Annotated in this window: 15 protein-coding genes and 1 riboswitch; of the genes, 4 read left to right on the top strand and 11 right to left on the bottom strand. The window is 57.8% G+C overall.

What is annotated here, in order from left to right:
- Position 1 precedes the first annotated feature (1 nt).
- Positions 2 to 991: a GTP 3',8-cyclase MoaA gene (gene moaA, locus ACMVME_RS06220; protein ID WP_032677720.1), complete on the bottom strand. Its 990-nt coding sequence runs from the start codon at positions 989 to 991 to the stop codon at positions 2 to 4.
- Positions 979 to 1,113: riboswitch (molybdenum cofactor riboswitch) on the bottom strand. It overlaps the preceding gene by 13 nt.
- A gap of 226 nt (positions 1,114 to 1,339) precedes the next feature.
- On the opposite strand from moaA, the gene yvcK reads away from it, so the two are divergent.
- Positions 1,340 to 2,248, top strand: a complete 909-nt coding sequence (gene yvcK, locus ACMVME_RS06225; RefSeq protein ID WP_020884933.1) for a uridine diphosphate-N-acetylglucosamine-binding protein YvcK — start codon at positions 1,340 to 1,342, stop codon at positions 2,246 to 2,248.
- A gap of 86 nt (positions 2,249 to 2,334) precedes the next feature.
- On the opposite strand, the gene uvrB is transcribed toward yvcK, so the two are convergent.
- Positions 2,335 to 4,350: an excinuclease ABC subunit UvrB gene (gene uvrB, locus ACMVME_RS06230; RefSeq protein WP_020884934.1), complete on the bottom strand. Its 2,016-nt coding sequence runs from the start codon at positions 4,348 to 4,350 to the stop codon at positions 2,335 to 2,337.
- Positions 4,351 to 5,100: 750 nt separating this feature from the next.
- Here uvrB and ACMVME_RS06235 point away from each other — a divergent pair.
- On the top strand, positions 5,101 to 5,823 hold the full coding sequence (locus tag ACMVME_RS06235; RefSeq protein ID WP_014169219.1) for an ABC transporter ATP-binding protein: 723 nt from the start codon (positions 5,101 to 5,103) through the stop codon (positions 5,821 to 5,823).
- Here ACMVME_RS06235 and bioD read toward each other — a convergent pair.
- The 4 genes from bioD to bioB are packed head-to-tail and all read right to left on the bottom strand — an operon-like array spanning position 5,786 to position 9,413.
- Entirely contained in the window at positions 5,786 to 6,487 is a 702-nt protein-coding gene (bioD, locus tag ACMVME_RS06240; protein ID WP_050737367.1) for a dethiobiotin synthase, read from the bottom strand. The genes ACMVME_RS06235 and bioD overlap by 38 nt on opposite strands.
- Positions 6,480 to 7,235 (bottom strand): malonyl-ACP O-methyltransferase BioC, encoded by a 756-nt coding sequence (gene bioC / locus ACMVME_RS06245; protein ID WP_050737368.1) that lies wholly within the window; start codon positions 7,233 to 7,235, stop codon positions 6,480 to 6,482. The genes bioD and bioC overlap by 8 nt, the downstream gene beginning before the upstream one ends.
- Positions 7,219 to 8,376 carry an 8-amino-7-oxononanoate synthase gene (gene bioF, locus ACMVME_RS06250; protein ID WP_044866437.1) on the bottom strand — a complete coding sequence of 386 codons (1,158 nt, stop codon included), beginning with the start codon at positions 8,374 to 8,376 and terminating at the stop codon, positions 7,219 to 7,221. Before bioF ends, bioC begins: the two co-directional genes overlap by 17 nt.
- Entirely contained in the window at positions 8,373 to 9,413 is a 1,041-nt protein-coding gene (bioB, locus tag ACMVME_RS06255; RefSeq protein ID WP_014169215.1) for a biotin synthase BioB, read from the bottom strand. Before bioB ends, bioF begins: the two co-directional genes overlap by 4 nt.
- 86 nt (positions 9,414 to 9,499) lie before the next feature.
- Between bioB and bioA the strand changes: the two genes are divergently transcribed.
- Together bioA and ACMVME_RS06265 are read left to right on the top strand one after the other, a co-directional pair.
- Positions 9,500 to 10,789 carry an adenosylmethionine--8-amino-7-oxononanoate transaminase gene (bioA, locus tag ACMVME_RS06260; protein ID WP_074439247.1) on the top strand — a complete coding sequence of 430 codons (1,290 nt, stop codon included), beginning with the start codon at positions 9,500 to 9,502 and terminating at the stop codon, positions 10,787 to 10,789.
- A 72-nt stretch (positions 10,790 to 10,861) separates the two neighbouring features.
- Positions 10,862 to 11,338 (top strand): kinase inhibitor, encoded by a 477-nt coding sequence (locus tag ACMVME_RS06265; RefSeq protein WP_014169213.1) that lies wholly within the window; start codon positions 10,862 to 10,864, stop codon positions 11,336 to 11,338.
- A gap of 42 nt (positions 11,339 to 11,380) precedes the next feature.
- On the opposite strand, the gene hutH is transcribed toward ACMVME_RS06265, so the two are convergent.
- The 5 genes from hutH to hutI all read right to left on the bottom strand — a co-directional run bounded on the left by hutH (position 11,381) and on the right by hutI (position 17,635).
- Positions 11,381 to 12,901 (bottom strand): histidine ammonia-lyase, encoded by a 1,521-nt coding sequence (gene hutH / locus ACMVME_RS06270; RefSeq protein WP_044866436.1) that lies wholly within the window; start codon positions 12,899 to 12,901, stop codon positions 11,381 to 11,383.
- Complete coding sequence (hutU, locus tag ACMVME_RS06275; protein ID WP_044866435.1) at positions 12,901 to 14,586, bottom strand: urocanate hydratase; 1,686 nt, start codon at positions 14,584 to 14,586, stop codon at positions 12,901 to 12,903. Before hutU ends, hutH begins: the two co-directional genes overlap by 1 nt.
- A gap of 136 nt (positions 14,587 to 14,722) precedes the next feature.
- Entirely contained in the window at positions 14,723 to 15,457 is a 735-nt protein-coding gene (locus ACMVME_RS06280) for a histidine utilization repressor (RefSeq protein WP_014169210.1), read from the bottom strand.
- Between the two features lie 19 nt (positions 15,458 to 15,476).
- Positions 15,477 to 16,415: a formimidoylglutamase gene (hutG, locus tag ACMVME_RS06285; protein ID WP_068795090.1), complete on the bottom strand. Its 939-nt coding sequence runs from the start codon at positions 16,413 to 16,415 to the stop codon at positions 15,477 to 15,479.
- Positions 16,412 to 17,635 carry an imidazolonepropionase gene (hutI, locus tag ACMVME_RS06290; protein ID WP_044867708.1) on the bottom strand — a complete coding sequence of 408 codons (1,224 nt, stop codon included), beginning with the start codon at positions 17,633 to 17,635 and terminating at the stop codon, positions 16,412 to 16,414. Before hutI ends, hutG begins: the two co-directional genes overlap by 4 nt.
- Positions 17,636 to 17,762: the final 127 nt, after the last annotated feature.

A 17,762-nucleotide genomic window follows, 5' to 3' on the forward strand; every position in this document is an offset into this window, starting at 1 on the left:
ATTACCCGCCAATGTAGGACAGGTTCTGAGTAATGCCGGTGTTGCCCTGATGCAGGAAGTGGGTCTGTTTTTTGTGCGTCAGAGCTTCAGAAATCCGCGCTTCAAGCGCGGCCTGTTGGGCGTCTTCCGCCAGCAGATCGCGAAGGTCGACACCGCCATCCCCGAACAGGCACAGATGCAGCTTACCAACGGAGGAGACGCGAAGACGGTTACAGCTGGCACAGAAGTCTTTCTCATACGGCATGATAAGCCCGATTTCCCCTTCGTAATCCGGGTGACAAAAAACCTGCGCCGGGCCGTCGCTGCGCTGACGGATCTGGTGGATCCAACCGCGTTTCAGCAGCTCATCTCGCAACACCATCCCGGAGATGTGATGCCGACGGAACAGCTCACTGCCCTCGCCAGTTTCCATCAGCTCGATAAAACGCAACTGGATGGGGCGGGATTTGATCCACGCCAGGAAGGTATCAAGCTGGTGATGGTTGACGTCACGCATCAGCACCGTATTGACTTTGACCTTCTGGAAACCGGCACTGAACGCCGCGTCAATACCGTCCATCACCTGGCGGAATTTATCCTGGCCGGTAATGGCATGAAACTGGCGGGCATCGAGGCTGTCCACGCTGACGTTGATGGCGGTTAAGCCCGCGTCGCGCCAGGCCGCAACGTCGCGAGCCATGCGGTACCCGTTGGTGGTGACCGCAATCTGACGAATACGATCGTTCTCACGCACCGCAGCAATGATATCGGGGAAATCACGACGCAGAGAGGGTTCCCCTCCGGTCAGGCGGACCTTTTCCGTGCCGAGTTCAGAGAATGCGCGCGTGACGCGGCGCACTTCGTCCACGGAGAGAAAGCCGTTATTGGTGACGCTGCCCGGTTTGTAGCCATCGGGCAGGCAGTAGGTGCAACGGAAGTTGCACACATCGGTAATCGACAGACGTAAGTAAAAAAACTTACGCGCGAATGCATCAGTAAGTTGTGAAGCCATGTACACCTTTCCAGAGACGGGAGGCACAGTCATTTCTTTCTGTACCCTGGTGGCATATTCGCCACGGCCAGGACGCCATATCTTTCGACACAGGCGCCAGGGCTCGAGTGTATGTTTTCAAATTTGAAAACGTGGTTATGGCGATAGTAGCGCGGAAATCTTCCCTTCGCCATTATCACTTAACGCTATATAACCATATACATAACGACATAATCGTGTATTTTCGCTACAGAATACCTAAAAACAGCATATTCACATTGATATACGTCATTTTGCGCCGGGTGAGGCATCGTCTTTTAGGGGTAGTTAAGGTAGTGTTACGCAGATCGAACGTGATAAGGAATGTGTATGCGCAATCGCACTTTTGCGGATCTTGACCGTGTTGTCGCTCTTGGCGGAGGCCATGGTCTGGGGCGAGTGATGTCTTCTCTGTCCTCACTTGGCTCAAGGCTGACAGGGATAGTGACAACCACGGATAATGGCGGCTCCACCGGGCGTATTCGACGCGCGGAAGGGGGTATCGCCTGGGGCGATATGCGTAATTGTCTGAACCAGTTAATTACCGAGCCGAGCGTCGCTTCGGCGATGTTTGAGTACCGTTTTGGCGGTAACGGCGAACTTTCCGGGCATAACCTTGGAAATTTGATGCTTAAAGCGCTGGATCACCTGTCAGTGCGCCCGCTGGAAGCCATCAATTTGATCCGAAACCTGCTCAAGGTTGACGCGTTCCTGATCCCGATGTCCGAACAACCGGTCGATTTAATGGCAATCGATGCGGAAGGGCACGAGGTTTATGGCGAAGTGAACATCGACCAGCTTACCGTGCCGCCAAAAGAGCTGATGACCTACCCAAGCGTGCCCGCCACGCGTGAAGCCATTGAGGCCATCGGCGAAGCGGATTTGATTTTGATTGGGCCGGGCAGTTTTTACACCAGCCTGATGCCCATTTTACTGGTCAAAGAGCTGGCACAGGCCCTGCGCAGAACGCCCGCCCCCATGGTTTACATCGGCAATTTAGGCCGTGAGCTGAGCCCGGCGGCGGCCAGCCTGTCGCTGGCGGACAAACTGAATCTGATGGAGCAGTACGTCGGGAAGAAAATCATCGATGGCGTAGTGGTCGGCCCGAAAGTTGATGTATCAGGGATTGGCGATCGCGTGGTGGTGCAGGAGCCGCTGGAAGCGAGCGATATCAAATATCGTCACGACCGTCACCTGCTGCGTGAAGCGCTGGAGAAGGCGATTCAGGATCTGGGATAGAGATTATGCCCTCACCCAACCTCTCTCCCACGGGAGAGTGCAAACACTAAAAAAATGACAGCCTGCGGCTGTCATTTTGCTTTTACCTAGGAGGCGGCGATAAACAGATCGCGCAACTGATGCAGCTGGTCGCGGATTTGCGCGGCCTCTTCGAATTCGAGGTTCTGCGCATGCTGCATCATCTGTCCTTCCAGTTCGTGGATTTTCTGCTGCAGCGCTTTTGGCGTCAGCTCGACGGTATCCGGCTCAACCACTGAACGCGCTTTCCCGCGCCCTTTCGCTTTGGTCTTCGCAATGTTCTGACCCAGCGCCAGAATATCCACCACTTTCTTGTTCAGGCCCTGCGGCGTAATGCCGTGCTCTTCGTTGTAACGCTGCTGTTTCTCACGACGACGCTCCGTTTCGCCAATTGCTTTCGCCATTGACGGGGTAATTTTGTCACCGTAAAGGATCGCTTTACCGTTAACGTTACGCGCGGCACGGCCAATGGTTTGGATCAGGGAGCGTTCAGAACGCAGGAAGCCTTCTTTGTCGGCATCCAGAATCGCCACCAGCGAGACTTCTGGCATATCCAGGCCTTCTCGCAGCAGGTTGATACCCACCAGCACGTCAAACTCGCCCAGACGCAGGTCGCGGATGATCTCCATACGCTCGACGGTATCGATATCCGAGTGGAGGTAACGCACCCGCTCACCGTGCTCCTCAAGATACTCGGTGAGATCTTCCGCCATGCGCTTGGTCAACGTCGTTACCAGCACGCGCTCGTTGATGGCCGCGCGGATACGGATTTCTGACAGCAGATCGTCAACCTGAGTGGCGACCGGACGCACCTCGATAATCGGATCCAGCAGCCCGGTCGGACGCACCACCTGGTCAACCACCTCATCGCCCGATTTTTCAAGCTCGTAGTTGCCCGGCGTAGCCGAGACGTAGATGGTTTGCGGTGCCAGCGCCTCAAATTCTTCAAACTTCATGGGACGGTTATCCAGCGCCGATGGCAGACGGAAACCATACTCCACCAGCGTCTCTTTACGCGCTCGGTCACCGCGATACATCCCGCCAATTTGCGGGATAGTCACGTGAGATTCGTCGATCACCAGCAGACCGTCTGCCGGCAGATAATCAAACAGCGTCGGCGGTGGCTCGCCCGGACCACGCCCGGAGAGGAAACGTGAGTAGTTTTCGATACCGGAGCAGTAGCCCAGCTCGTTCATCATCTCCAGGTCAAACTGGGTGCGCTGGCTCAGGCGTTGCTCTTCCAGCAGCTTATTATTCGCCAGAAGCACCTTACGGCGGTCTGCCAGCTCAACTTTGATCTCTTCCATCGCCTGCACGATACGCTCACGTGGCGTCACGTAGTGCGTTTTCGGGTAGATGGTATAGCGCTGAACGACCGACTCGACGTGGCCGGTCAGCGGGTCAAACAGCGACAGGCGTTCAACCTCTTCGTCAAACAGCTCAACGCGCAGGGCGATATCGTCCGACTCTGCCGGGAAGATATCAATCACCTCGCCGCGCACGCGGAAGGTACCGCGCTGGAACGCCTGATCGTTACGGGTGTACTGCAGCTCTGTCAGACGGCGTAAAATAGCGCGCTGATCGATGATCATCCCCTGGGTCAGGTGCAGCATCATCTTCAGATAGAGATCCGGATCGCCCAGACCGTAGATAGCCGACACTGACGCCACCACCACCACATCGCGACGCTCAAGGAGCGCCTTCGTCGCCGACAGACGCATCTGCTCAATGTGTTCGTTCACCGAGGCATCTTTCTCAATGAAGGTGTCAGAGCTCGGGACATACGCTTCAGGCTGGTAGTAATCGTAGTAGGAGACAAAATATTCCACGGCGTTATCCGGGAAGAACTCTTTCATCTCGCCGTAAAGCTGAGCGGCCAGGGTTTTGTTTGGGGCCAGCACCATCGTGGGGCGCTGCAGATCGGCGATAACGTTGGCAATGGTAAACGTTTTGCCCGAACCGGTTACCCCCAGCAGCGTCTGGTGCGCCAGCCCATCTTCCAGCCCCTCTTCGAGACGTCGGATCGCCTCAGGCTGATCGCCGGAAGGACGGAATGCAGAATTCAATTTGAACGGTTTACTCATGGGCGACAACCTGATGACGTTATAAGCGGCAGGTGAGTAATTTTACTCGTTGCTGCCAGGAATGCCAGTAAAAAACACTGGATGAAAAACCAGTAGCATGTCAGGATATTTAGAGTACCGGCAGGGTGATTAGCGCGATAGCGGTCAAAATTTGGACTGTGACAACATAAAACACCAGTCAGGACGGGTTATCCCCAGAACTTTTTCTTTTTTAACATTTGTCAAGCCAGGTAATGATAGTTTTATGGCAACAGGTGACACTTTCATTACGGCAATTGCTTTTATCTAACCAATTAAATATTAAGCGATATTTTCTAAAGCCGCGTTTCGCGCCAATTTGGTCGTAACCCGCGTCTTCTCTCGCTTATCGCGTGTTTTCTAACTCTAATGCACATGGTTATCCACAGGAATAGTGGATAACTGCTTCCAGCCCGTGCAGACCGCCGCTCAGCAAATTCCCGACTTTTCCCACGAAACGGCAGCAAAAATTTTTTATAGCTATTTTTTGCTGATAAACAGTTGTGTCATTCATAACCAACCGATGCGATCTTGCTCACATTTCCACCATTTTAACCCTGCACCACAACTCATCACGTCCGGCACCGCGGATGTGCAAAGGGGGTAATCACACACCGCTTATCCGGGACAAATTCCTAAAAAAGTCTCTTTTTTAATCAATTTAGGGTTTCTGGCAGGAGTTTTGCACATCCCACAATGAGCCTCATCCACACAGATTTTAAGGAGAGAAAGATGTTGAGTCTGCGTGCAGTTAACCAGTTTTACGGAAGCCAACATACGCTATGGAACGTGGATTTAGATTTTCCCAAAGGCATGTGTACAGGCGTTGTTGGCCTGCCGGGGATGGGCAAAACGACCCTGATGAATTGCATCGCCGGGAAAGTGCCTGTCGACAGCGGCACCATCATCTGGCACGAAGCCGGTGCACCGCCGCGAGATTTGCTTAGCCAGACGCCAGAACCCTTCGCTGGCCCGGGAATAGGCTATGTCCCGCAGGACAGGCGGATTTTCTCCCAGTTAACCATTGATGAAAATCTGCATATCGCCATGCGCGCGACAGGGAAACCTGACCCTGAAGCGAAAAGTGACGTTTACGACCTCTTTCCGGAACTCTATGCGCTGCGACAAACCCGGGCCAACACGCTTTCGCCAGACGACCAGTATCAGCTGGCGCTGGCCAATGCGCTGGTCATCCGTCCGCGGATGCTGATTCTGGATGAACCGATGCATGGCGCGGGCCACAGCTTCGCCCAGAAGCTGAGCCAGCTGCTGGTGCGGTTAAACCGGGAACTGGGAATGACGGTGTTGTTAGCTGAGCAGCAGCTGTCGTTTATCCGCCGGGTCGCGGAGCGCTTTTGCATGCTGTATCGCGGGCGTAACGTGGCCCAGGGCCACGTTAACGAGCTGGATGACGAGCTTATCGCCCACTGGATGTCGCTGGAGGCAAGACGCTGAGATCGAGGTAATGCCCGGTTTCAGCGCACCCGGCAGTGTCAGCCAGCCACGGGATCTCCCCAAGAAACGGCGCAGGAAGCACCCGCTTCAGCGTTGCCTGATACTCCTGATGTCGCCTGCCCGGCGCAACCACGTCGTTGGCTATCCAGCCGGCCAGGCGCAGCCCGGCCTGCTGAACGGCCTGGGCAGTCAGCATCGCATGGTTGATACAGCCGAGTTTGACCCCTACCACCAGAATTACCGGCAGCTGCTCGATTTGCACCCAGTCAGCAAAGGTCTGGTCCGCCGAAAGTGGCGTAAACCAGCCACCGGCGCCCTCCACCAGTACCCAGTCAGCCTGGCGTTCAAGGGCGCGTAACCCGGCAGAAAGCACGGCAAAATCAATCGGGCGACCTTCATCGGCGCTGATAATATGCGGTGAGGTGGGCTCGGCAAAGGTGTACGGATTCACCGCTGAATAGGCAAGTTCAAGCGTGCTGTTGCGCTGGAGCGCCAGCGCGTCGGTATTGCGTAACCCGTGCGCCGTCATCTCGCTGCCGGAGGCGACAGGTTTATATCCGGCGGTGGTTTTTCCCTGCATGCGCGCCGCCTGCAGCAGCGCTGAGCTGGCAACCGTCTTGCCCACTTCGGTATCTGTTCCGGTGACAAAATAACGTTCAGTCACGTTCAATAATCCCATGAAAAAGTTGATATGAGAGCGGGAACTGCCCCCGCTGCTGCGGCCACGCCAGCTCCAGACGCTGCAACTGGCCGCGGGTAAGAGGTTTCTTTTCACGCCCCGCATGCAGATGGGTCGCGCCAATGCCCTTCAGGGAGCGCATGGCGCTGAAGGCATCGTCGAAATTCAGCGTAATGGTCTGCTCAGCACAGCGATAGCGCCATCCCGCCAGCGCGTGGATGACCTGCTCGTGCGACAAAAAACGGTTAGCGTGAGGTTGTTCATCCACCGCTTTCCACGCCTGATTGAGCTCCGGTAAAGAGCTTTCCAGCAGCGTGGTGAAGGCCACGCATCCACCCGGGCGCGCCACGCGATAAAGCTCGTTTAATGCCTGCGGGAGACTACTGCACCACTGTACCGCCAGATGGCTCCAGACCAGATCAAACCGCGCATCCGGCAGCGGAATGGACTCAATATCGGCAACCAGATAGTGGTGCGCGGCCTGCTGCTGACGGGCCTCCTCGAGCATATCGGGCGACAGATCGATAGCCGTCACCTCGCTGCCGGCCGCACGCCAGTGTCGGCTATTGGCACCCGGCCCACACCCGGCGTCCAGCACCTGAGGGAACCGGGTCTCGTTGAGTAAAGTAAGCAGCCCCTGCGCGCTCTGACGCTGGAGTTCATCGTGCTGCGAATAGCTGCGCGCGGCCCGGCCAAATGCCGCCGCGATCGCCTGTTTATTCACGGGTGTCATGCAGCGCCTCCAGAAGTGCCTCGATATCCTCTGCTTCGTGCGCCGCCGTGAGCGTCAGACGCAGCCGGGCAGTGCCTGGCGGTACGGTTGGTGGACGAATAGCCGTCACCCATATCCCGCGCTCGCGAAGCGTCTGCGCCAGCGTGAGAGCCAGACCGTTTTCCCCCACCATCACCGGCTGGATTGCGCTCTGCGAATCGGTGCTCTGGAACGGGAGATGGCGTAACCCCTGGCGAAAACGCCGAATATGTTCCGCCAGACGCGCTCGTCGTTCCGCACCTTCAGCGCTGCGGATCACCGCCAGTGATGCAGACAGCGCCACGGCCTGTGCGGGTGGCATACTGGTGCTGTAAATGAGATGACGGGCGAACTGCAGCAGATAGTCGGCGACAGACTCGCTGCACAACACGGCCGCCCCGCTCACGCCAAAACCTTTCCCGAAAGTCACCACCAGCAGTTCCGGCTTCACGTTTTGCTGATGGACGCTACCGCGCCCTTCCTCACCCATCACGCCAATACCATGGGCATCATCAACCAGCAGCCAGGCGTTTTGTCGCTGCGCCGTCTCATGCAGCGGACGCAGCGGTGCGCTGTCGCCGTCCATGCTGAACACCCCTTCTGTGACCACCAGCTGCTGTCCGGTGCAGGGCTTATCGAGCAGGCCAGCAAGCTGAGCCGCATCGTTATGGGCAAAGCGGCGGAGCTGCGCAGGGCTTAAACTTGCCGCTTCCAGCAGCGAGGCGTGACTTAAGCGGTCGGCAACAATGCGGTCGTCCTTGCCCATTAGCGCGGTGATGACCGCCTGGTTGGCGGCAAAACCTGAAATGAACAGCAACGCACGCGGATACCCCAGCCAGTCGGCAAGGGCCTCCTCCAGCGCCTGATGCGCCGTGGTGTAGCCGCTGACATGCCCCGAACCGCCGCTGCCGACGCCAAACCGCTCCGCCCCCTGTTGCCAGGCGCGGACGATCGCCGGGTGCTGGCTCAGCCCGAGATAATCATTGCTGGAGAAATTGCAAAACTGCCGGCCCTCGCGGGTGAGAAAACGGCCTGCGCCGTTTTCTACCACGTTGCGAACGCGAAAGGCATCTGCCGCCCGCCGTTCTTCAAGCGCGGAATGGATACGTGCCTGCCAGGTCATACGGTTGCCGCGTTGTAGAACTGGTCAGTATCGGCGTTGAAAATCTGCTGCTCCAGCTGCTGCTGTTGCTCGTTATCCCCCGTCAGGACGTCGGTCTGATGCGGGTTCAGCCCCAGCTTGCGGAACAACTGGACGTCTTTGTCCTCTTCCGGGTTCGGGGTGGTCAGCAGTTTGCAGCCGTAGAAGATGGAGTTGGCCCCGGCCATAAAGCACATCGCCTGCGTCTGCTCGCTCATCTGTTCACGACCCGCCGAGAGGCGCACGTAGGAGGTCGGCATCATGATACGCGCCACCGCAATGGTGCGGATAAAATCAAATGCATCCACGTCTTCGTTATCCGCCAGTGGCGTACCTTTAACTTTCACCAGCATGTTGATCGGCACGCTTTCCGGCGGCGTGGGCAGGTTCGCCAGCTGCAGCAGAAGACCCGCACGGTCTTTCACCGTTTCGCCCAGTCCCACAATCCCGCCTGAACAGACTTTGATGCCGGCGTCACGCACTTTATCCAGCGTATCGAGACGCTCCTGATAGGTCCGCGTGGTGATGATATTGCCGTAAAATTCAGGGGAGGTGTCGAGGTTGTGGTTGTAGTAATCCAGCCCTGCCGCGGAAAGGCGTTGCGCCTGCTCTTCGTTCAGCGTGCCAAGGGTCATGCAGGCTTCCAGCCCCATCTCTTTCACCCCTTTCACCATCTGCTCCAGATACGGCATGTCGCGATCGTGCGGGTTTTTCCATGCCGCGCCCATACAGAATCGGGTTGAGCCTGCATTTTTCGCCTTACGGGCAGAGTCGAGCACCTGCTCCACTTCCATCAGACGTTCAGATTCAAGCCCGGTTTTATAGCGCGCACTCTGCGGGCAGTATTTGCAATCTTCTGGGCATGCGCCAGTCTTGATCGACAGCAGCGTACTGACCTGCACATGGCGTGGATCGAAGTGCTGACGATGCACCTGTTGGGCTTCAAACATCAGCTCAAGGAAAGGTTTATTGAATAATTCAGTAACTTGCGACATCGTCCAGCGTGCGTGGTGAGCCATGGGGCTTCTCCAAAGGGTTTTGTTAATTTTCAGATCGGTTTATACTCGTAAACCTAAAACTTTTCAAAATGGTTTACAAGTCGATTATGACCCAGGACGATCTCGCCTTCGACAAGCAGCATATCTGGCACCCTTACACTTCCACTACCCGCCCCCTCCCCGTTTACCCGGTCGCCTCGGCTCACGGGTGCGAACTGACCCTGAGCAGCGGTGAGTCGCTTGTGGACGGCATGTCATCCTGGTGGGCGGCTATTCACGGGTATAACCACCCGCGTCTGAATGCGGCGATGAAAGCGCAGATTGACCAGATGTCGCACGTGATGTTTGGCGGTATCACCCATCAGCCTGCGGTTGACCTGTGCCGGCGTCTGGTCGCGATGACCCCGGCCCCGCTGGAGTGCGTTTTCCTTGCAGATTCCGGCTCTGTTGCCGTGGAAGTGGCGATGAAAATGGCGCTGCAGTACTGGCACGCCAGAGGTGAGACCCGCCAGCGGTTCCTCACCTTCCGCAACGGCTATCACGGCGACACGTTCGGCGCGATGTCGGTGTGCGATCCGGATAACTCCATGCACAGCCTGTGGAAGGGCTATCTGCCAGAGAACCTCTTTGCCCTGGCACCGCAAAGCCGTTTTGACGGGGAGTGGGATGAAATGGACATGGTCGGTTTTGCGCGGCTGATGGCTGCCCACCGCCATGAGATTGCCGCCGTTATTCTTGAGCCGGTTGTGCAGGGTGCAGGCGGGATGCGGATGTACCACCCGGCGTGGCTGACGCGCATTCGTAAGATGTGCGATCGCGAGGGCATTCTGCTGATTGCCGATGAGATCGCCACCGGCTTTGGCCGCACCGGCAAGCTGTTCGCCTGCGAGCATGCGGGGATCGCACCGGATATTCTGTGTCTGGGTAAAGCGCTGACCGGCGGCACCATGACGTTGTCCGCCACGCTGACAACGCGCCACGTTGCCGACACCATCAGCGACGGCGACGCAGGCTGCTTTATGCACGGCCCGACGTTTATGGGCAACCCGCTGGCCTGCGCGGTGGCGAGCGAAAGCCTGGCCATTCTCGAGAGCGGCGAGTGGCAAACGCAGGTCGCGACGATTGAAGCGCAGCTTCGCCAGGAGCTGAGCGCAGCGTCAGCGGCTGAATTCGTGGCGGATGTGCGCGTGCTGGGTGCCATCGGCGTGATTGAGACCACCCATCCGGTTAACATGGCGGCGCTGCAGCGTTTCTTCGTGGAACGGGGAGTGTGGGTGCGTCCTTTCGGCAAGCTTATCTATCTGATGCCGCCTTATGTTATCTCGCCGGCTCAGCTACGTCAGTTAACGGCTGCGGTAGTTGACGCCGTTAACATTCCCGCACATTTTGCGATTTAACCCTGAGCGTTAACGTCGGTACTCTGTTTATGCATTACACTTTTTGCATAATCGGGTACCGAGGTAAATCGTATGAAAATCATCAGTAAAGATCTGCGCGACGGGGAAAAACTGCCTGAACGCCACGTTTTTAACGGCATGGGTTATCAGGGGGATAATATCTCTCCGCATCTGGCGTGGGATGATGTTCCGGCGGGAACCAAAAGCTTTGTTGTCACCTGCTATGACCCGGATGCTCCTACAGGCTCAGGGTGGTGGCACTGGATAGTGGCGAACCTGCCTGCGGATACGCGCGTTCTGCCGCAAGGTTCCGGCTCTGACCTGGTGGCGCTGCCTGAAGGCGCTATCCAGACCCGAACCGATTTTGGCAAAGCGGGTTACGGTGGCGCCGCGCCGCCAAAAGGGGAAACGCACCGCTATATCTTCACGGTTCACGCGCTGGATGTGGACAAGATTGAGGTGGATGAGGGCGCGAGTGGCGCAATGGTCGGCTTTAACGTCCATTTTCATTCGCTGGGCAGCGCATCGATCACGGCGATGTATTCGTAAAAAAACCGGTGGCCTGTACGTGTCCGGGCCACCGGGCAAATCTTAGAGCACCGAAGGCAGTAAGCCCACCAGGCTTCCCTTCTCCAGCAGCGCGATCGCTTTATCAATATCCGGCGCAAAGAAACGGTCATCATCGTAATGCGCGACCTGTTCACGCAGCAGATGACGCGCCTGTTCCAGCAGCGGGCTGGATGTCAGACCTTCACGCAGATCAACGCCCTGACATGCGGCCAGCCATTCCACCGCCAGCACGCCGCGGGTGTTGGCGGCCATCTCCCACAGACGACGTCCGGCGGCCGGGGCCATAGAAACATGATCTTCCTGGTTCGCTGACGTTGGCAGACTGTCCACGCTGTGCGGATGCGACAGGGCCTTATTCTCGCTCGCCAGCGCCGCGGCCGTCACCTGGGCAATCATAAAACCGGAGTTAACCCCGCCGTTGCGGACCAGGAACGGCGGCAGCTGGGACATATGTTTATCCATCATCAGCGCGATGCGACGTTCGGATAAGGCCCCTACTTCCGCAATCGCCAGCGCGATATTATCCGCCACCATCGCCACAGGCTCGGCGTGGAAATTTCCCCCGGAGACCACTTCGTTTTCCTGAGCGAACACCAGCGGGTTATCAGACACCGCATTCGCCTCCACCAGCAGCACTTCTGCCGCGTGGCGCAACTGCGTCAGACAGGCTCCCATCACCTGGGGCTGACAGCGAAGCGAATAGGGATCCTGTACCTTGTCACAGTTATGGTGAGAGTCTGCAATATCGCTGGTCTCGGTCAGCAGGTGACGGTACATCGCCGCGGCGTCAATCTGCCCGCGCTGGCCGCGCACCTCGTGGATACGGGCGTCAAACGGACGACGTGAGCCAAGCACCGCCTCGGTGGTCAGCGCACCGCACACGACCGCGGAGGCGAAAAGATCCTCGGCTTCAAACAGACCACGCAACGCAAACGCCGTCGAGGCCTGGGTCCCGTTAAGCAGCGCCAGCCCTTCTTTCGCCGCCAGCGTTATCGGGGTTAACCCGGCTTTTTTCAGCGCCTCTTTCGCAGGGAGCCACTCGCCCTTCCAGCGAGCCTGACCTTCACCGAGCAGCAGCAGCGACATATGGGCCAGCGGCGCAAGATCGCCGGATGCACCGACGGAACCTTTTGCCGGGATCCACGGATAGACTTCCGCATTCACCAGCGCCATCAGCGCCTCGATCACGCTGAGGCGAATTCCGGAGAACCCACGTGCCAGACTGTTGATTTTGAGCACCATCATCAGGCGGACAATGTCATCATCCAGCGGTTGACCGACACCCGCCGCATGCGAAAGCACCAGCGAGCGCTGTAAATTTTCCAGATCGTGCGTGGCGATACGCGTCTGCGCCAGCAGACCAAATCCGGTGTTGATGCCGTAGGCGGTACGTCCTTCGGCAATAATGGCTTCAACGCAGGCAACGCTGTCGTTAATCGCGGCGTGGGCGCTTTCATCAAGTGAGAGCGTAACCGGTTGACGCCAGATGTTACGCAGCTGTTTGAGCGTCAGTGAGCCGGGAGTGAGGGTTAAGGCGTTCATTAATGCTTTCCTTGTGTGGCAGGGATCATCGGCAGGTTCAGGCCCTGCTCTTTGGCACATTCAATCGCAATCTCGTAACCGGCATCCGCGTGGCGCATTACGCCGGTTGCCGGGTCGTTATGCAGCACGCGAGCGATACGCGCTGCCGCTTCATCCGTACCATCACACACGATGACCATTCCCGAGTGCTGGGAGAAGCCCATTCCTACGCCACCACCGTGATGCAGCGACACCCAGGTCGCCCCGCTGGCGGTATTCAGTAAGGCATTCAGCAGTGGCCAGTCGGAGACGGCATCGGAGCCGTCGCGCATGGCTTCGGTTTCACGGTTCGGGCTGGCAACAGAGCCCGAGTCGAGATGGTCGCGTCCGATAACAATCGGCGCGGAGACTTCACCGCTGCGCACCATTTCGTTAAAGGCCAGACCCAGTTTTTGTCGCCACTCCAGCCCGACCCAGCAGATCCGCGCCGGCAAGCCCTGGAAGTTAATGCGCTCGCGAGCCATATCCAGCCAGTGGTGCAGATGTTCGTCGTCGGCGACGATCTCCTTCACTTTGGCGTCGGTTTTGTAGATATCTTCCGGGTCGCCGGACAGGGCCACCCAGCGGAACGGACCAATACCGCGACAGAACAGCGGACGAATATAGGCAGGCACAAACCCCGGGAAGTCGAAGGCGTTACTCACGCCCATCTCTTTCGCCATCTGGCGAATATTGTTGCCGTAATCAAATGTCGGAATGCCCATCTGGCTAAAGGCCAGCATGGCGTTCACGTGCTCCGCCATGGAACGTTTAGCGGCGAGCACCGTGCCTTCCGGGTCACTTTCGGCGTTTTGCTGATACGTTTCCCACGTCCAGCCCGATGGCAGATAGCCGTGAAGGGGGTCGTGTGCGCTGGTCTGGTCGGTGACGAGATCCGGGCGTACGCCACGGGCCACCAGTTCAGGGAGAATGTCAGCCGCGTTGCCGCAGAGCGCAATCGACATCGCTTTGCCTTCTGACGTGTATTTTTTGATGCGTGCCAACGCGTCATCCAGGTTTTCAGCCTGTTCATCGACGTAACGGGTACGCAGTCGGAAATCAATGCGGCTCTGCTGACATTCAATGTTCAGGGAGCAGGCACCGGCAAGGGTCGCGGCCAGCGGCTGTGCGCCCCCCATTCCCCCCAGACCGGCGGTCAGTACCCAGCGACCTTTCAGCGAACCGTTATAATGCTGACGACCGGCTTCCACGAAGGTTTCGTAGGTGCCCTGCACAATCCCCTGACTGCCAATGTAGATCCAGCTTCCCGCCGTCATCTGGCCATACATCGCCAGCCCTTTGGCGTCCAGCTCGTTAAAGTGTTCCCAGGTCGCCCAGTGCGGGACAAGGTTAGAGTTGGCGATCAGCACGCGCGGTGCATTCTTGTGGGTTTTGAACACGCCGACCGGTTTGCCGGATTGCACCAGCAGGGTTTCGTCATGTTCCAGATGAGTCAGGGATTCAACAATCGCGTCATAGCACTCCCAGTTGCGCGCGGCGCGGCCTATGCCGCCATACACCACCAGCTCGTGGGGGTTTTCCGCGACCTCAGGATCGAGGTTATTCATCAACATGCGCAGCGGGGCTTCGGTGAGCCAGCTTTTGGCGGTAAGTGTGGTGCCGCGCGCGGCGCGGACATCCTGCTGGCGGTATTTACCTGACGACATTGTGTGCTCCTCATACGGGACAGATGATGTATTCAGATATACTTGTATAGACAAGCACACACAAGGTCGGATTTAACAAAAAAGATACAATTTTGTTATATTGCGTTAGCTATCACGCTTTTAAAACGTATGACCCTTACGACATGAAATGGCCCTGCAACCGGTATCGATTTCCCGGGAACAGCAGTCTGGCATGCGACACAATATGCGACGAAGACCAGGTACGGCGACGAATGAGCAGGCAAGGATCGTGCTCTTTGATCCGCAACAGTTCGCACTCCTGCGGCGTAGCGCGAACCGCTTCCACGATGTGTTCCCCTTCCGTCAGCGGCGCGATGAGCGAAAGATAGGCATGCGGCGTGGTCTGGGTGTAATCCTGATCCAGGTACTCGGGCACCCGATCGGCGTTCACGCAGCGATCTTCAATCTGCACCGGGATGTCGTTTTCATAATGCACCATCACGGAATGAAAGATGCGGCTTCCCTCTTTGACATTTAGCTCCACGGCCTGCTCGGCGCTGGCCTGTGTCTCTTCGAGCACCAGCACTTCACAGTGGTGCTGATGGTTACGCGAAGCTATCTCATCGGCAATACTTCTGATCTCAAACAGTGCCGATTGCCCTTTCGGCTCCGCAACGAAGGTTCCGACCCCCTGCAGACGCACCAGAAGGCCCTCATCGGTCAGCTCGCGCAGCGCCCGGTTAATGGTCATTCGGCTAAAACCAAACTGTGCGACCAGTTCGGCCTCGGACGGAATGCGATCGTGCGGCCGCCAGACGCCGGTTGCGATTTTTTCGCTGATGGCCTGCTTCACCTTTTCGTAGAAAGGCGCGGGAGGGCTGGACTGCGACAGGGGTGAGCGTGAAAACATTCTGACTCCTTAAACGTTGTTATGCCCACCAGTGAGCAATTTGCCAGGCCAGACGGGCGGCAAGCTTTGCCCCCTGTCCGTCCCGATCGTACTGCGGGTTAAATTCTACCAGATCGGCAGCCTGCAGTTTTCCACTGCGGCAGATGTGTTCAATCACCGGCAGAAGATCCAGCGCGGGTACCCCTAACGCCGCGGGCGCTGAGACGGCTGGCATTTCGCCAGCAGGCAAAACATCGAGGTCAATGGTGAGGTAAACGCGGTCGGCCTGGGCCAGAATCTTGTCCAGAGCCGATAACGCATCTCGCCTGAAATGAAGGTCTTCCACCAGCGTGACGTTTAGTCGCTCAGCTTCATCCCACAGCGCCTGCGTGTTCGCCGCCCGGCTGACGCCCAGGCAGGCATACTGAAAATCGCGCGCCTGTTCCGCACAGTAGTGTGCCAGCTGACGAAACGGCGTGCCGGAGGTCGCGTGGTCCGCCTTGCGCAGGTCAAGGTGTGCATCCAGGTTTATCACCACCACGCGCGCGTTCGGGAAAGCATCCAGAACCCCGCGGCCATGCGCCCAGGCGGTCTCGTGTCCCCCGCCAAAAACCAGCGTACGCATGCCGGACTGCTGGCAGGCCTGCACGGCATCGCTTAACGCCCGCTGAGCCGCTTCCAGATTATCGCCCTCGACATACACCGACCCCATATCTACCAGCCGGTCATGTCCATGATGACTTGCCATGTTCGCCAGCGCTTTGCGAAGCACCTCCGGGGCCTGTACGGCGCCGGGCCTGCCCTGATTGCGTTTTACCCCTTCATCACATTCAAACCCTATCAAAGCGATGCCGGACGACTGAGGGGTAAATACCGGCATCTCTCGCAGGGTCTGAAAAATACGTTTTGCATTGCTGGCCTCGGCGCTGTCGTCGCGCCCCTGCCAGACGGTCTCGGCAACCGGCCGCCAGAGTCTCATACGCTCTCCCCACGGAAAATACGTTGATACAACGGATTGCGTCCCGGCTCGTAGACCATTTCGACCGGGTGATGTGCATCCCAGACGACAAAGTCAGCCACGAATCCAGCCTGCAGCTGCCCGTGCGTGGCCCCGCGTCCCAGCGCCTGGGCAGCATGTCGCGTCACGCCAGCCCAGGCCTCTTCAGGCGTCAGGCCAAACTGCACGCAGGCCATATTCATCGCGAGATGAATACTCGCGAACGGGCTGGTGCCGGGGTTATAGTCGGTGGCGACAGCCATGGGAACGCCCTCTTTTCTGAGCTGTTCAACCGGCGGACGCTGGCGCTCCTGAAGAAAATAGAACGCCCCCGGCAGTAATACCGCAACCGTGCCGTTGTGCGCCATCGCCTGAACACCGGCGTCGTCGAGATATTCAATATGATCGGCGGAAAGCCCCTTAAAGCGGCTGACCAGCGCCGCGCCGCCAAGATTTGAAAGCTGTTCCACGTGTCCTTTGACCGGAATCCCCAGGGCGCTGGCAGCGCGGAAGAGCCGCTCGGTTTGCGCTGGCGTGAAGCCGACGTTTTCGCAAAACACATCCACGGCTTCGAATAAGCCTTTTTGCCACAGCGTGGGCATCATCTGCTCGCACACCCTGGTGAGATACGCGTCCGCGTCGTGGCGGTATTCCGCCGGAACCGCATGCGCAGCCAGAAGCGTTGGGCTGATCTCTACCGGATTGTTCTGGCCCAGCTGGCGGGCGACCTGCAGCATCTTCTCTTCCGCTTCGGCGTTGAGACCATATCCCGACTTGATTTCAACCGTGGTCACCCCTTCATCGATCAGCCGCTGCAGACGCTGTTGCGCCAGCCTGAGCAGGGTCTCGGGCGAACTGCTCCGCGTCGCCGTCACGGTCGCGTTAATCCCGCCGCCCTGCGCGCTGATGGTTTGATAAGAGACGCCGTTCAGACGCTGCTCCCACTCTGCCGCACGATCGCCACCGAACACCAGGTGGGTATGGCAGTCAATCAGCCCGGGGGTGACCAGACGACCGTGCAGATCGACACAGTGACGGTGGCCGGAAGGGATGTCAGATTCGGGAATAACGGCCAGAATCGTCTGGCCGCGCACCACCAGGGCGTGCTGCGCTTTCAGGCCATAAGGCGTGCTGTCGTCCGGGATCATTGTCGCCAGTCGCGCATTGCGCCATATTACATCGTCGGGATGAAGCTGCTGCATGGGCATTCCACTTGTCATGGGTTGTATAGACATTTATTTTCATCTGCCCCCTGCTGTCAACCGCTCTGGCGGAAAATGTTATTTATTTGTGATGACTTTCCCGCCTCCCGCGGGTAAAAAATGCATC

Origin of the sequence: Enterobacter cloacae complex sp. 2024EL-00711 (genome assembly GCF_047529885.1) — a bacterium.
Taxonomy (GTDB): domain Bacteria; phylum Pseudomonadota; class Gammaproteobacteria; order Enterobacterales; family Enterobacteriaceae; genus Enterobacter; species Enterobacter ludwigii.

Bases quoted from the DNA above. Each gene is read 5' to 3' on its own strand.
- bioC (WP_050737368.1), bottom strand. From the start codon at position 7,235: ATGACACCCGTGAATAAACAGGCGATCGCGGCGGCATTTGGCCGGGCC.
- bioA (WP_074439247.1), top strand. From the start codon at position 9,500: ATGACCCAGGACGATCTCGCCTTCGACAAGCAGCATATCTGGCACCCT.
- hutG (WP_068795090.1), bottom strand. From the start codon at position 16,415: ATGAGACTCTGGCGGCCGGTTGCCGAGACCGTCTGGCAGGGGCGCGAC.
- bioB (WP_014169215.1), bottom strand. From the start codon at position 9,413: ATGGCTCACCACGCACGCTGGACGATGTCGCAAGTTACTGAATTATTC.
- yvcK (WP_020884933.1), top strand. From the start codon at position 1,340: ATGCGCAATCGCACTTTTGCGGATCTTGACCGTGTTGTCGCTCTTGGC.
- ACMVME_RS06280 (WP_014169210.1), bottom strand. From the start codon at position 15,457: ATGTTTTCACGCTCACCCCTGTCGCAGTCCAGCCCTCCCGCGCCTTTC.
- uvrB (WP_020884934.1), bottom strand. From the start codon at position 4,350: ATGAGTAAACCGTTCAAATTGAATTCTGCATTCCGTCCTTCCGGCGAT.
- ACMVME_RS06235 (WP_014169219.1), top strand. From the start codon at position 5,101: ATGTTGAGTCTGCGTGCAGTTAACCAGTTTTACGGAAGCCAACATACG.
- hutH (WP_044866436.1), bottom strand. From the start codon at position 12,901: ATGAACGCCTTAACCCTCACTCCCGGCTCACTGACGCTCAAACAGCTG.
- bioF (WP_044866437.1), bottom strand. From the start codon at position 8,376: ATGACCTGGCAGGCACGTATCCATTCCGCGCTTGAAGAACGGCGGGCG.
- ACMVME_RS06265 (WP_014169213.1), top strand. From the start codon at position 10,862: ATGAAAATCATCAGTAAAGATCTGCGCGACGGGGAAAAACTGCCTGAA.
- hutU (WP_044866435.1), bottom strand. From the start codon at position 14,586: ATGTCGTCAGGTAAATACCGCCAGCAGGATGTCCGCGCCGCGCGCGGC.
- moaA (WP_032677720.1), bottom strand. From the start codon at position 991: ATGGCTTCACAACTTACTGATGCATTCGCGCGTAAGTTTTTTTACTTA.
- hutI (WP_044867708.1), bottom strand. From the start codon at position 17,635: ATGCAGCAGCTTCATCCCGACGATGTAATATGGCGCAATGCGCGACTG.